Origin of the sequence: Lysinibacillus sp. FSL P2-0066 (genome assembly GCF_037969495.1) — a bacterium.
GTDB lineage: Bacteria > Bacillota > Bacilli > Bacillales_A > Planococcaceae > Lysinibacillus > Lysinibacillus boronitolerans.
Genome location: NZ_CP150202.1, coordinates 43,291 through 58,259, shown reverse-complemented (window position 1 = coordinate 58,259; position 14,969 = coordinate 43,291). Strand labels below are relative to the sequence as shown.

Annotated in this window: 11 protein-coding genes, 1 tRNA gene, 2 rRNA genes and 1 other RNA gene; 4 read left to right on the top strand and 11 right to left on the bottom strand. The window is 42.0% G+C overall.

What is annotated here, in order from left to right; translation table 11 throughout:
- Positions 1-20: 20 nt before the first annotated feature.
- From MKZ14_RS00250 to ffs, 8 genes are all read right to left on the bottom strand, one after another.
- A 23S ribosomal RNA gene (locus MKZ14_RS00250) occupies positions 21-2,948 on the bottom strand.
- Positions 2,949-3,129: 181 nt separating this feature from the next.
- Positions 3,130-4,682, bottom strand: a 16S ribosomal RNA gene (locus tag MKZ14_RS00245).
- The 16S and 23S rRNA genes sit together here, the layout of an rRNA operon.
- A 279-nt stretch (positions 4,683-4,961) precedes the next feature.
- Positions 4,962-5,234 (bottom strand): pro-sigmaK processing inhibitor BofA family protein, encoded by a 273-nt coding sequence (locus tag MKZ14_RS00240; RefSeq protein WP_016992634.1) that lies wholly within the window; start codon positions 5,232-5,234, stop codon positions 4,962-4,964.
- 75 nt (positions 5,235-5,309) lie between these two features.
- On the bottom strand, positions 5,310-5,525 hold the full coding sequence (locus tag MKZ14_RS00235) for a YaaL family protein (protein WP_004233954.1): 216 nt from the start codon (positions 5,523-5,525) through the stop codon (positions 5,310-5,312).
- A 13-nt stretch (positions 5,526-5,538) separates the two neighbouring features.
- On the bottom strand, positions 5,539-6,135 hold the full coding sequence (recR, locus tag MKZ14_RS00230; protein WP_016992632.1) for a recombination mediator RecR: 597 nt from the start codon (positions 6,133-6,135) through the stop codon (positions 5,539-5,541).
- Positions 6,136-6,146: 11 nt separating this feature from the next.
- Positions 6,147-6,461, bottom strand: a complete 315-nt coding sequence (locus tag MKZ14_RS00225; RefSeq protein WP_004233957.1) for a YbaB/EbfC family nucleoid-associated protein — start codon at positions 6,459-6,461, stop codon at positions 6,147-6,149.
- Between the two features lie 20 nt (positions 6,462-6,481).
- A complete protein-coding gene (gene dnaX, locus MKZ14_RS00220) occupies positions 6,482-8,266 on the bottom strand; it encodes a DNA polymerase III subunit gamma/tau (RefSeq protein WP_339280542.1) in 1,785 nt (594 codons plus the stop codon).
- A gap of 141 nt (positions 8,267-8,407) precedes the next feature.
- Positions 8,408-8,675, bottom strand: an RNA gene (gene ffs / locus MKZ14_RS00215) — signal recognition particle sRNA large type.
- A gap of 168 nt (positions 8,676-8,843) precedes the next feature.
- Between ffs and MKZ14_RS00210 the strand changes: the two genes are divergently transcribed.
- The 4 genes from MKZ14_RS00210 to MKZ14_RS00195 all read left to right on the top strand — a co-directional run bounded on the left by MKZ14_RS00210 (position 8,844) and on the right by MKZ14_RS00195 (position 12,568).
- Positions 8,844-8,936 (top strand) — tRNA-Ser (locus MKZ14_RS00210).
- A 126-nt stretch (positions 8,937-9,062) separates the two neighbouring features.
- Positions 9,063-10,322, top strand: a complete 1,260-nt coding sequence (locus tag MKZ14_RS00205) for an ATP-binding protein (RefSeq protein ID WP_052125291.1) — start codon at positions 9,063-9,065, stop codon at positions 10,320-10,322.
- On the top strand, positions 10,323-11,201 hold the full coding sequence (locus tag MKZ14_RS00200) for a response regulator (protein WP_036075176.1): 879 nt from the start codon (positions 10,323-10,325) through the stop codon (positions 11,199-11,201).
- A gap of 92 nt (positions 11,202-11,293) precedes the next feature.
- Positions 11,294-12,568, top strand: a complete 1,275-nt coding sequence (locus tag MKZ14_RS00195; protein WP_016995246.1) for a cation:dicarboxylase symporter family transporter — start codon at positions 11,294-11,296, stop codon at positions 12,566-12,568.
- Positions 12,569-12,613: 45 nt separating this feature from the next.
- Here MKZ14_RS00195 and MKZ14_RS00190 read toward each other — a convergent pair whose 3' ends face one another.
- From MKZ14_RS00190 to MKZ14_RS00180, 3 genes are all read right to left on the bottom strand, one after another.
- On the bottom strand, positions 12,614-13,234 hold the full coding sequence (locus MKZ14_RS00190; protein WP_036075174.1) for an RraA family protein: 621 nt from the start codon (positions 13,232-13,234) through the stop codon (positions 12,614-12,616).
- Positions 13,235-13,343: 109 nt separating this feature from the next.
- Positions 13,344-14,252, bottom strand: a complete 909-nt coding sequence (locus MKZ14_RS00185; RefSeq protein ID WP_312127217.1) for a methyl-accepting chemotaxis protein — start codon at positions 14,250-14,252, stop codon at positions 13,344-13,346.
- A gap of 137 nt (positions 14,253-14,389) precedes the next feature.
- Entirely contained in the window at positions 14,390-14,932 is a 543-nt protein-coding gene (locus MKZ14_RS00180; RefSeq protein ID WP_312127225.1) for a TIGR00730 family Rossman fold protein, read from the bottom strand.
- Positions 14,933-14,969 lie beyond the last annotated feature (37 nt).

The window sequence follows — 14,969 nt, the reverse complement described above, 5'->3', positions numbered from 1 at the left end:
CATTGAATGCTTCAAACATATTGGTTAAGTCCTCGATCGATTAGTATTCGTCAGCTCCATGTGTCACCACACTTCCACCTCGAACCTATCTACCTCATCGTCTTTGAGGGATCTTACTTACTTGCGTAATGGGAAATCTCATCTTGAGGGGGGCTTCATGCTTAGATGCTTTCAGCACTTATCCCGTCCACACATAGCTACCCAGCGATGCCTTTGGCAAGACAACTGGTACACCAGCGGTGTGTCCATCCCGGTCCTCTCGTACTAAGGACAGCTCCTCTCAAATTTCCTACGCCCACGACGGATAGGGACCGAACTGTCTCACGACGTTCTGAACCCAGCTCGCGTACCGCTTTAATGGGCGAACAGCCCAACCCTTGGGACCGACTACAGCCCCAGGATGCGATGAGCCGACATCGAGGTGCCAAACCTCCCCGTCGATGTGGACTCTTGGGGGAGATAAGCCTGTTATCCCCGGGGTAGCTTTTATCCGTTGAGCGATGGCCCTTCCATGCGGAACCACCGGATCACTAAGCCCGTCTTTCGACCCTGCTCGACTTGTAGGTCTCGCAGTCAAGCTCCCTTGTGCCTTTACACTCTACGAATGATTTCCAACCATTCTGAGGGAACCTTTGGGCGCCTCCGTTACCTTTTAGGAGGCGACCGCCCCAGTCAAACTGTCCGCCTGACACTGTCTCCTGCCCCGCTAAGGGGCATGGGTTAGAATTTCAATACAACCAGGGTAGTATCCCACCGACGCCTCCTTCGAAGCTGGCGCTCCGAGATCTCTGGCTCCTACCTATCCTGTACAAGTTGTACCAAAATTCAATATCAGGCTACAGTAAAGCTCCACGGGGTCTTTCCGTCCTGTCGCGGGTAACCTGCATCTTCACAGGTACTATAATTTCACCGAGTCTCTCGTTGAGACAGTGCCCAGATCGTTACGCCTTTCGTGCGGGTCGGAACTTACCCGACAAGGAATTTCGCTACCTTAGGACCGTTATAGTTACGGCCGCCGTTTACTGGGGCTTCAATTCGCAGCTTCGCTTGCGCTAACCACTCCTCTTAACCTTCCAGCACCGGGCAGGCGTCAGCCCCTATACGTCACCTTACGGTTTTGCAGAGACCTGTGTTTTTGCTAAACAGTCGCCTGGGCCTATTCACTGCGGCTCTCATGCGCTTGCACGCTCAAGAGCACCCCTTCTCCCGAAGTTACGGGGTCATTTTGCCGAGTTCCTTAACGAGAGTTCTCTCGCACACCTTAGGATTCTCTCCTCGACTACCTGTGTCGGTTTGCGGTACGGGCACCTCTCACCTCGATAGAGGCTTTTCTTGGCAGTGTGAAATCAGGAACTTCGTCCATACGGACTCGCCATCACAGCTCAACGTTACAGTGTGCGGATTTGCCTACACACACGCCTTACTGCTTGGACGCGCACAACCAACGGCGCGCTTACCCTATCCTACTGCGTCCCCCCATTTCTCAAACGGTGAGGAGGTGGTACAGGAATATCAACCTGTTGTCCATCGCCTACGCCTATCGGCCTCGGCTTAGGTCCCGACTAACCCTGAGCGGACGAGCCTTCCTCAGGAAACCTTAGTCATACGGTGGACGGGATTCTCACCCGTCTTTCGCTACTCATACCGGCATTCTCACTTCTAAGCGCTCCACCAGTCCTTCCGGTCTGACTTCAACGCACTTAGAACGCTCTCCTACCACTGACATCGTAGATGTCAATCCACAGCTTCGGTGAATCGTTTAGCCCCGATACATTTTCGGCGCAGCGTCACTCGACCAGTGAGCTATTACGCACTCTTTAAATGATGGCTGCTTCTAAGCCAACATCCTGGTTGTCTGTGCAACGCCACATCCTTTTCCACTTAACGATTACTTTGGGACCTTAGCTGGTGGTCTGGGCTGTTTCCCTTTTGACTACGGATCTTATCACTCGCAGTCTGACTCCCGTGTATAAATATCTGGCATTCGGAGTTTGTCTGAATTCGGTAAACCGGGATGGCCCCCTAGTCCAAACAGTGCTCTACCTCCAGTATTCTCATCACGAGGCTAGCCCTAAAGCTATTTCGGAGAGAACCAGCTATCTCCAAGTTCGATTGGAATTTCTCCGCTACCCACACCTCATCCCCGCACTTTTCAACGTGCGTGGGTTCGGGCCTCCAGTAAGTGTTACCTCACCTTCACCCTGGACATGGGTAGATCACCTGGTTTCGGGTCTACGACCACGTACTACTTCGCCCTATTCAGACTCGCTTTCGCTGCGGCTCCGCCTTCTAAAGCTTAACCTTGCACGTAATCGTAACTCGCCGGTTCATTCTACAAAAGGCACGCTATCACCCATTAACGGGCTCTAACTACTTGTAGGCACACGGTTTCAGGATCTCTTTCACTCCCCTTCCGGGGTGCTTTTCACCTTTCCCTCACGGTACTGGTTCACTATCGGTCACTAGGTAGTATTTAGCCTTGGGAGATGGTCCTCCCGGATTCCGACGGAATTTCACGTGTTCCGCCGTACTCAGGATCCACTCAGGAGAGAACGAACTTTCGACTACAGGGCTTTTACCTGCTCTGGCGGACCTTTCCAAGTCGCTTCATCTAACTCGCTCTTTTGTAACTCCGTATAGAGTGTCCTACAACCCCAAGAGGCAAGCCTCTTGGTTTGGGCTCTTCCCGTTTCGCTCGCCGCTACTCAGGGAATCGATTTTTCTTTCTCTTCCTCCAGGTACTTAGATGTTTCAGTTCCCTGGGTCTGCCTTCAAGACGCTATGTATTCACGTCAAGATACTACGCGATTAAACGTAGTGGGTTCCCCCATTCGGAAATCTCCGGATCAAAGCTCACTTACAGCTCCCCGAAGCATATCGGTGTTAGTGCCGTCCTTCTTCGGCTCCTAGTGCCAAGGCATTCGCCGTGCGCCCTTAATAACTTAACCAAGTTATTAAGCCTATAAAAAACTTAAAAAATAAATGTGTTTGTTACAATTTCAATGTCGTTTTATCCAGTTTTCAAAGAACAAGTTTTGAAGTGTTTCATTCAGAAAGAATGAACCTTCAAAACTGAACGCAAAACGTAATCTTACAAACCCAAGGTTTGTATTCCGAAAATATCCTTAGAAAGGAGGTGATCCAGCCGCACCTTCCGATACGGCTACCTTGTTACGACTTCACCCCAATCATCTATCCCACCTTCGGCGGCTGGCTCCAAAAGGTTACCTCACCGACTTCGGGTGTTACAAACTCTCGTGGTGTGACGGGCGGTGTGTACAAGGCCCGGGAACGTATTCACCGCGGCATGCTGATCCGCGATTACTAGCGATTCCGGCTTCATGTAGGCGAGTTGCAGCCTACAATCCGAACTGAGAACGACTTTATCGGATTAGCTCCCTCTCGCGAGTTGGCAACCGTTTGTATCGTCCATTGTAGCACGTGTGTAGCCCAGGTCATAAGGGGCATGATGATTTGACGTCATCCCCACCTTCCTCCGGTTTGTCACCGGCAGTCACCTTAGAGTGCCCAACTAAATGATGGCAACTAAGATCAAGGGTTGCGCTCGTTGCGGGACTTAACCCAACATCTCACGACACGAGCTGACGACAACCATGCACCACCTGTCACCGTTGCCCCCGAAGGGGAAACTATATCTCTACAGTGGTCAACGGGATGTCAAGACCTGGTAAGGTTCTTCGCGTTGCTTCGAATTAAACCACATGCTCCACCGCTTGTGCGGGCCCCCGTCAATTCCTTTGAGTTTCAGTCTTGCGACCGTACTCCCCAGGCGGAGTGCTTAATGCGTTAGCTGCAGCACTAAGGGGCGGAAACCCCCTAACACTTAGCACTCATCGTTTACGGCGTGGACTACCAGGGTATCTAATCCTGTTTGCTCCCCACGCTTTCGCGCCTCAGCGTCAGTTACAGACCAGAAAGTCGCCTTCGCCACTGGTGTTCCTCCAAATCTCTACGCATTTCACCGCTACACTTGGAATTCCACTTTCCTCTTCTGCACTCAAGTCCCCCAGTTTCCAATGACCCTCCACGGTTGAGCCGTGGGCTTTCACATCAGACTTAAAGGACCGCCTGCGCGCGCTTTACGCCCAATAATTCCGGACAACGCTTGCCACCTACGTATTACCGCGGCTGCTGGCACGTAGTTAGCCGTGGCTTTCTAATAAGGTACCGTCAAGGTACAGCCAGTTACTACTGTACTTGTTCTTCCCTTACAACAGAGTTTTACGATCCGAAAACCTTCTTCACTCACGCGGCGTTGCTCCATCAGGCTTTCGCCCATTGTGGAAGATTCCCTACTGCTGCCTCCCGTAGGAGTCTGGGCCGTGTCTCAGTCCCAGTGTGGCCGATCACCCTCTCAGGTCGGCTACGCATCGTCGCCTTGGTGAGCCGTTACCTCACCAACTAGCTAATGCGCCGCGGGCCCATCCTATAGCGACAGCGAGATGCCGTCTTTCAGTCTCTTGCCATGAAGCAAAAGAGATTATTCGGTATTAGCCCCGGTTTCCCGGAGTTATCCCAAACTATAGGGTAGGTTGCCCACGTGTTACTCACCCGTCCGCCGCTAACGTCAAAGGAGCAAGCTCCTTTTCTGTTCGCTCGACTTGCATGTATTAGGCACGCCGCCAGCGTTCGTCCTGAGCCAGGATCAAACTCTCCATAAAAGAAATTTGATTAGCTCAAATTGTTTTGCTGGCATCATGTTTGATGTCCAAAATTGTGTTTCGTTCACTAGCAAAGCTAGCTACTTAAAACTTTATTGATTACGTTTTGCTTGTTCAGTTTTCAAGGTTCATTTGTTCGCCGCTGTTTCAGCAGCAACTCTTATATAATATCATGCGTTTCACACTGTGTCAACAATAATTTCAAAATCTTTTTTGTTTCAATCAGTTGTATTAGCGACTTCTATAACTATACCATAATCTTTTTATATTGCAAGCTTTTTATAAAATAAATATTAAGGCTGTTATTCCTAATACACCAGGAATACCTAGGACGGCGATTGTTAAGACAGAAAACAGATTGATTGGTACATTATATCCTATATAACCAATACCTAAATGGATTACGAATAATAATAGAAAAGCAAATGCAAATCTAAACCAAAACACCGATAATCCTTCTAAAATTTTCCCCAGTTTAGCATGTCTTATTATTATATAAAGAAAAAGAAGCCCGACAGGAATACAAATACTCACAATAACTAACCAAGACATATAGTTGCCTCCTCAATTAAATAATTATGAAAGTTTATGTTTCCTGTTTTGCTTCTATGAATATTTTAAAAAGAACTATTTTATTAATACCTTACGAATTCTAGCTTCCTTAAACAAATAGAAATGAATACTTTCTGCTGTTTTGCGTTGAGCAATCACACCTAGGTCATAATCATCCATTAATTCTTCTATTATCTTCGCCTGCTGTAAATCCTCTTTTGTTTCTTTAATCAGATTCACAAGCTTATCATCGAATTCTTTTTTTAATTTCCCTTTACTACGGAAGAACATATTAATCCCTCACTCATAACTCACGTCGACCTTCCATTGCCTTAGATAGCGTAACCTCATCTGCGTATTCTAGATCTCCACCTACTGGTAATCCATGAGCAATACGGGTTGTACGAATGCCTGACGGTTTGACAAGGCGAGAAATGTACATAGCGGTTGCCTCACCCTCGATTGTTGAATTCGTAGCTAAAATAAGTTCTTGGACACTTTCATCTTGCAAGCGCACTAGCAAGGAAGCAACATTAATATCTTCTGGACCAATACCATCCATTGGTGAAATAGCCCCTTGAAGCACATGGTACATACCGTTGTAGTCACGCATTTTTTCCATTGCGATTACGTCTTTTGTATCTTGCACAACACAAATAATAGAATGATCTCGCTGCTTGTCCGTACAAATGTGACATGGATCTACATCCGTTATATTGCCACAAACAGAACAGTAGCTTAGGTTTCGTTTAGCATCAATCAGTGCTTTAGAGAAGGATAATACATCGTCTTCCTTCATGGATAACACAAAAAACGCCAGACGAGCCGCAGTTTTCGGCCCGATACCTGGCAATTTCATAAAACTATCGATCAATTTAGATATTGGTTCTGGGTAGTACATATGAATACCTCCTAGAATGGAAGGTTTAAGCCTTGAGTGAATTTACCCATAGTTGAGTTTGTTTTTTCTTCTACCTTTTTCAACGCTTCATTTGTTGCAATAACAATTAGGTCTTGTAACATTTCGATGTCTTCTGGGTCTACTACAGATTCATCTAGATTTACTGAAACTACTTCACGCTGACCAGAAACTGTTACTTTCACCATACCGCCGCCCGCAACACCTTCAAATTGCTCAGCATTTAAAGCTTCTTGAGCCTCCATCATTTCCTTTTGCATTTTTTGCATTTTCTTCATCATACCTTGCATATTTCCCATTCCACGCATAAATGTTTCCTCCTAAAAATTTAATCTTCAATAATTTCTACAAAATCTTTACCAAAGAGCTTTTCAGCCTCTGTCACAAGCGGATCCTGTGAAGCAAGAGGTTGAGCATCATCGATAAATGGTTCTTCTGGCATTTCTGCCGGTGGTGGCTCTAATAATTCTTCTCCATGCTCTGATACAGTCTGTGATTTCTTTTGCTGCAGACCATGATCACGAATAAACTCTTCACGCATTTTTAACCATGATTCTTCTGGTATGCATAGCATCTCGTACATTGTACCAGTTTGCCCTGCAATTAATTGTGTAAAGTGAGCCTTTAAAGACTGGTTGTCGGCAACCATCTGACAATGAATATCATACTTGAATTTTAACACAAAAGCACTTGAAGATGCCGCAACAGGTTCGGCTTCTGCTAAAAGAGCCGATTGAGATTTTTGCATTTGACTTAAGGCTTGTGCCCAAATGGACTTAATGCGTTGCACATCTTGCTTTGTTGCATCTTTCAGCACTTCCTGAATACGACCTGTCGGTGCTTTATAACCATTCGGGTTTTTAGCTCGGGGTCGTTGCTCTTTTTGTGCTGCCGACGCTTGCACAGGTGTCCCTGTTTGCAGTTGTAAGGATAATTGCTGAACTATTTGCTCAAGATCTATAATTTTTTGAGTGAGCTCAGGGCTTTGCATCGTTTCGTTTGTGGCCACTGATTGATGGGTTACTCCCCCCGAAAACTGAACCATTTTAAGCAAAGCCGTCTCTAAATAGATTTTCGTATGGTGAGAGAAACGCATTTCCTGCTGTGTTTTTGCGAGTATATCAATATAACCATAAAGCAAATCTGGTGCAAACTCATGTGCTAATGTAAATACACGTTCCTCAGGTGACACAAGCTCTAAAAGTTCAGCTAAATCATCGCTTGTTTGAAGTAATAATAAATCACGGAAAAATGTAATTAAATCCTCTGAGAGTCGCAAAAGGTCCTTACCGTCAGCTATAAGTTGCTCTAAAAGCGCAAGCATTTGCGCAACATCTTTCACTTTGAGTGCCTCAGCCAATTCATAAAAAATATCCTGACTAATAGAACCTGTAACTAGCAACGTATCCTCAAGTTTTAATTTTTCCCCACTAAAAGACACAACTTGGTCCAATAAGCTTAAAGCATCACGCATTCCTCCTGCGGCAGATTGTGCAATCACCTTTAAACCTTGTTCTTCATATGGTAAGTCAATGTCTTCTAAAACAACCTTCATCCGTTCAATAATATCATTAGTAGAAAGTCGTTTAAAATCAAAGCGCTGGCAACGGGAAATAATCGTTGCAGGCAATTTATGAGGCTCTGTTGTTGCTAAAATAAACACAGCGTGGGGAGGTGGTTCTTCCAATGTTTTTAAAAGAGCGTTAAAAGCACTTGTAGAAAGCATATGCACTTCATCTATGATATACACCTTATATCTACTGCTTGCCGGAGCAAAGCGAACCTTTTCTATGATATCCCTAATCTCTTCAACACGTGAATTCGAGGCTGCATCAAACTCAATTACATCTGGATGAGAACCATCTGTAATACTTATGCATGTAGCACATTCATTACACGGCTCTTTCGATGGTGCATGTTCGCAATTTAAGGCCTTCGCAAAGATTTTAGCCGTACTTGTTTTCCCTGTACCACGGGGCCCAGAAAACAGGTAAGCATGTGTTGTTTTATTTGCTAGGAGAGCATTTTGTAGCGTTCTTTTGACATGTGCCTGACCAGACATTTCTCGAAAAGATTGCGGTCGATACACACGGTAAAATGCTTGATACGTCACTGATTTCCTCTCTCCTTCTCCATTTAATTGAATAGTTTTATTATAGCATTTGCTGCATTATATAGAAAATGAAGTTGCTAAATTTAAAATAAAAAAGCATCCGCCTATAATAGACGGATGCTTTGAATTGGCAATTTAATGCCGTGCACCTTTCCTTGACAGCCGCACATAAGCGTTACTCTTGTCGTTAGCTCAGATTAGGCAACCCCGCGGCACATGAATAAGACCACTTAATGCTGCTTCCTTCCGGACCTGACATGGTTCATGGGTATCCATTGCGCAGGACCCAATCGTCAACACTACGTGCAAAAGGCAGACCAAACAATACGGACAGCCTCGAAAAAGGAATTCAGTCTCGCTAGAGCGGATTGCGAGTTACAGGACACCGCTACCTTCCCACCTAGCACGGCAATAACTAGTATACTGACTGTTTGTATAAATTGCAACTTAATGCACAAATTATTTATTCGCTACTCATGATTAAAACAATAAAAAATTTTTCAAAATATATATTGACGCTTGTTTCTAGTTATGATAAATTTATTTTTGTCGATAAGACAACAGAGCAACATAACATGGAGGTATACCCAAGTCTGGCTGAAGGGATCGGTCTTGAAAACCGACAGGCGGGTAACACCGCGCGGGGGTTCGAATCCCTCTACCTCCTCCAGTTTTAAATTTCCGACTACGAATGTAGCCGTTTTTTTTTGCCTAAATTGTATGTATTACTTGTTAGATACCACTTCCGCCTCGGTTGTGGTATTTTTTATTATATCAATGATGGGAGGTTGTTGAATTGCAATCGAAATTACTTATGACGCGTGCTTCCCTTACTTGGATATTCATAATTGCTGTTATGACTGCAATTGGTAGTGAAATAAAAATTATGCCTTTTGCGAATACAACTTTTCGTTTTGGTTTAGGAACAATTGTCTTCTTTTTATGTACATTAATTAAACCTACACCAATTATTTTAGCTGGTATAGCTACCAGTATTGTAACAACTATTTTTCGGGTTTTTAATTCGGCATTACATGATGTTCCAATTTCTGAGAGTATATTTAACCATTTACCAGCCGGTTTATTTTATGTATTGTTTGCACTATGCCTGCAAATTTTAAATATTCAACAATACAGAGAAAAACCATTAAAACTTGGTTTACTCGTTGCCTTTAGTGAGGTCATTAGTAATTTAGCGGAACAGATTTTCCGCTTTTTTGTCCAAACGTATAATTTTTTATTTCTTCATGATCTCTTGATCCTATTAGCGGTAGCATTATTACGTAGCTTTTTTGTAGTAGGGATTTACAGCTCGATTTTGATTGCTGAACAAAAAAAGCGGGTACAAGAAATGCTTAATATTGGATCTGACCTCTATGTTGAGACACTATATTTAAAAAAATCAATGAATCATATTGAAACGATTACAGGTAGTGGTTATGAATTATATCGACAACTAAAGGCTCTAGGTTTTCGAGCAGAAAGTTTACAAGCGCTTCATATTGCCCAGGAAATCCATGAAGTGAAAAAGGATTCTCAACGGATATATGCTGGTATTTCAAAGATTGTTGGTGAAAAGAGCTTTGGCCCTTTTGTATTATCTGAATTATTGCATTATATTGAAGAAGGTAATAGGAAATATGCGGAATTACTTGGGAAGGAAATACAATTTAATACATGTATAGACTTCGATTTTCAAACAAAAGATCATATTGCCCTCCTTGCTCTATTAAATAATTTATCAGCCAATGCTGTTGAGGCTATTAAAGAGCAGGGGATCATTTCTATTGCTATTGAGCGCCAAGAAGATAATACTGTAATAACAGTATGTGATAATGGACAAGGGATTTCACAAGCAGATATTTCTGTTATTTTTGAACCTGGATACACCACTAAATTCAATGTTGATGGTGTTGCAGCAACTGGCATTGGGCTTTCACATGTTGCTGAACTAGTAGAAAAATTAAAAGGCTCAATAACCGTTGAATCAAACAATCAATACACAACGTTTAAAATCATAATTCCTACGCAAACTATTCAAACGGGAGAGACTTAAATGAGGTATTTTATTGTAGACGATGATCGTGCAAGTCGTGTTATGTTAAAGCAAATTATTGAGGATAGCGGGTTAGGCACAGTTATTGGTGAGGCTCGCAATGGTGAGGATGCTATTCCACAAATTTTAATGACGCAGCCAGAGTTTGTGCTTATTGATTTACTAATGCCTAAGCTTGATGGTATAGCAACTGTAGAACAACTAATGCAAAATCGGTTCGAGGGACAATTTATTATGATTTCACAGGTAGTGAATAAGGAAATGGTTGGTGAAGCTTATGAGCAAGGAATTGATTTCTTCATTCATAAACCAATCAATCGTATTGAAGTCGAGAATGTTTTGAAAAAAACAACTGAACAATTTCGACTTAAAAACTCACTATTAGTGATACGTCAATCTCTTACAAACATTGAGTTAAGTGAACAAAAGGCTCATAAAGCTACATCACGAGACCATATTCAATCTATTTTAAATGATATGGGGATTGTCGGGGAAATCGGTAGTGAGGATATCATTGCCATTATAGAAACATTACTTGCTCACCAGCACAAGATTGCACCCCTTCCTCCATTAAAAGAGCTTTATGAAGAAATTGCAGCTGTGACCAAGGCTACACCAGATGAAATTTTAAAAGAAAGTAAAGCCATCGAGCAACGTGTGCGTCGAACAATATTAGCTGCCATGATTAATCTCGCTAATTTAGGGGTTGTTGATTATACAAACTCAGAATTCGAGTATTATGCCCCTCGCTACTTTGATTTTAAAGAAATTCGTCAGCTCATGACACAGATTGAAGATCACGATAATCGTAAAGCAAAGGTAAATATTAAGAAGTTTATTCAAGTGTTATATTCAGACATTTTAACAAAAGTAAATTAATTTTCTCGGATTTTGTCGGATTCCATAAGTCCTCCGTATTATTAAAGTAAGGCGTGTCCTAAAAATTTAATATTAGGGGAGGTACAAAGGTTTTGAAAAAGAAATTTAAAGTCAGCTTAGCCGCTCAGATTTTAATCGGTTTGATTTTAGGGATCATTGTTGGTGGTATCTTTTACGGAAACCCCAAAATTGAGACATATCTACAACCATTAGGGGATATATTTTTACATCTTATTAAGATGATTGTTGTACCGATTATTATTTCGACATTAATCGTTGGTGTTGCTGGTACTGGAGATATGAAGCAACTTGGACGATTAGGCGGGAAATCTATAATTTACTTTGAGATTATTACAACAGTTGCAATCGTAGTTGGATTACTTTCCGCAAACATTTTCCAACCTGGTGCAGGTCTTAACATGAATGAATTATCTCAAGGGGATATTTCGAAGTATGTATCAACAACTGAGGAAGTACAGCATGAGGGGCCATTTGATATCATTGTAGGCATTGTCCCAACAAATATTATTCAGTCAATGGCTGAAGGTAATATGCTAGCAATTATCTTCTTCTCAGTTATTTTCGGTTTAGGGGTTGCTGCAGTAGGTGATCGAGGGAAACCAGTCTTAGACTTCTTCCAAGGGGTAGCAGATGCTATGTTCTGGGTAACAAACCTCGTAATGAAATTCGCTCCACTAGGGGTATTTGGTCTAATTGGTGTAACCGTTTCCAAATATGGGTTTGCTTCACTGGTTCCACTTGCCAAATTAGCTATTCTTGTTTATGCAACAATGCTGTTCTTCATCTTTGTCGTTCTTGGACTTGTGGCAAAATTCGCAGGAATCAGCATCTTCTATTTAATTAAAGTGTTAAAAGATGAGCTAATTTTAGCCTTCTCAACAGCAAGTTCTGAAGCTGTACTACCACGTATTATGATGAAAATGGAGAAATTAGGGGCGCCAAAGGATATTGTATCTTTTGTTATACCAACCGGTTACTCCTTTAACTTAGATGGTTCAACATTATATCAAGCCATTGCAGCATTATTTATTGCACAAATGTACGGTATTCACCTAAGCATTGGTGAACAAATTACGTTAATGCTTGTATTAATGGTTACATCTAAAGGTATTGCAGGTGTACCAGGGGTATCATTCGTAGTACTTCTAGCAACTTTAGGTACTGTAGGTATTCCACTTGAGGGACTAGCCTTTATTGCTGGTATTGACCGTATTCTTGATATGGGACGTACAGTTGTTAACGTAATTGGTAACTCATTAGCGTCATTAGTAATGGCTAAATGGGAAGGCCGTTTCGATCGAGAAAAAATGAAAAATTACTTTAATGATAATGAAAATTTAGCGTAATTTAAAAAAATCCTCACGATGTTGGATGGCATCGTGAGGGTTTTTTTATTTTGCTACTACTTTATCTAAATAAGCGATAATTGATTCTTTTCCATTGGCATGTGCTTCTTGAGCACGTTTTTCATCTTTTTCAAGCTTAGCCTCTGCTGCTACAACAATTTTTTCAGCATCTTGCTGTGGCACAACAATTACACCATCCACATCCCCAATAATATAATCACCAGGATGAACCGTAACTCCTCCTATGGCGATCGGTACATTTACTTGACCACCGCCGTTTTTATTGCCCGCAGCTACAGTAGTGCCTAACGAAAATACAGGGAAATTTAATTCACGAATTGCTGCAATATCGCGGATTACGCCATCCACAACAAAACCTTGTACACCTATCCCTTTTGCTAAGGAGATCACAAAATCTCCAGCAACAGCTCGGTTAGTATTTCCCTTTGCATCAATGACTAAAATATCCCCTTCATTTGCAGCCCTTATCGCTTCCAAAACTGCCCCATTTTCACCATCTGGTAAACGTACAGTTACAGCTCGCCCCGCAACTTTAAAATGGTCTGCTAACGGCTTAATATCACTTCGCAAATTGGTATGCCCGCCTGTTGCATCTGAAATAGCTGTTGTTGGTAAATGCTGAAAGCTTACTTCTACTTTTGTCATACATAACACCCCTATTATGATTAATGACTTACTCTATTATTGTAAATAAAAAACATCTACTATTTCAATATATCTGGGAAATAGTAGTAAGAACATCTACTTATTAGAATTAAATAATTTCGACAAATTGCTTTGATTGCTCGTCTAAGGCTTCAGCAGCAGATGCTATTTCACTAAAGTCATTAGCTGTGACAGTAATTTGCTCATTTGTTTTATCTATTTTTTCAGCTATTTTTGTAATACTGTCAGTCACCTGACCAATCTCTCGTTCAATGCCCTCCACATTATCCTTCACTTCTGAAATAGATTGTTCAACTCTTACAGAAAGCTTACGTACCTCTTTCGCCACTACATCAAAACCTCTACCATATTCTCCAGCCCTAGCAGCTTCAATCGCTGCATTTAGTGCCAATAAATTAGTTTGTGAAGCAATTTCTTGTATCGTCTTGACAATTCCTTTAATAGAATCTGCTTGTTTCTGAAGCTGCACAAGATTACTTACATTTTCATTTGATTCCTTAGAAACCACTTTAATGGTTTCTAGTAGATCTTGGCTATTTTGAATGCCTGCCTCCGAACGCTGGTAAAGCTTATTAGACATGCCCTTCAACTTGTCAGCAACACTAACTATTTCATGCTGTCGTTCAGTAATATTGGTAGCTATCTTGGATACACCTATTACTTTTCTTGAATTATTTGCGAAAACAGGCATATATGTCGCTTCCAGCCAAATTATATTACCTCTAGCATCCATTCTTTCTATTTTGTCCTGATAGCTGTTTCCTGCCGTTAGATTGCGCCAAAATTTATCGTACTCCATACTATTTACGAAGTCAGGCAAACAAAAGTCTTTATGATGTTTCCCTAGCATTTCCTGCACTGTATAGCCTAATGTTTGAGCAAATAGTTCATTGACATATGCCACTCTTCTCTCCATATCGAAGCGTATAATAGCTATATTTCGTTCAATAGCCTGTACTACTAAATCATCGGTTACTTGAGCCTCTACACTATACATAAACAACACCCCACCCATTACTATTTTTTTACTTAAAATTTAATTATTTTACTTTTATATTACATCAATTATGCCTGAGTGTAATTGCAACGATGTTAGTGCACCTGCTGCATCAAGGTAAAAAACATGGAGAATGTTCATCCATGTTTTTTTAATATACGTAAAATCCCTTCAGAGGTAGCCGCTACACGTAGAAACTCCTTTTGCTCAGCACGTATAAAGCCTTCCTCTAGCATTATTTTAAAATGCTGTAGAAGCGCATCATAGAATCCTTGGACATTATATAAAATGACAGGTTTTGTATGAAGCCCAATTTGAGCCCAAGTAAATACCTCAAAATATTCATCTAAAGTCCCTGCGCCACCTGGCAGAGCAATAAAGGCATCGGCTAACTCGGCCATTTTAGCTTTACGAATATGCATAGAGTCTACAATATGAATCTCTGTTAACGAGGCATGTGCCAATTCACGCTTTTGTAAATGTGTTGGCATCACACCAATCACTTCTCCCCCTGCTGCTAAAACAGCATCGGCTACCTTCCCCATTAGGCCTGTTTTAGAACCACCATAGACAACCCCATGACCGTTTTTTGCCAGTGCTGTACCAAGCTCAGCCGCTTTCTCTGCATAAATAGGGCTTTTACCCAAACCGGATCCGCAATACACTGCGATTCTTATAATAATCCCTCCTATTCAAAAAACGTGAAACAATTGGCTA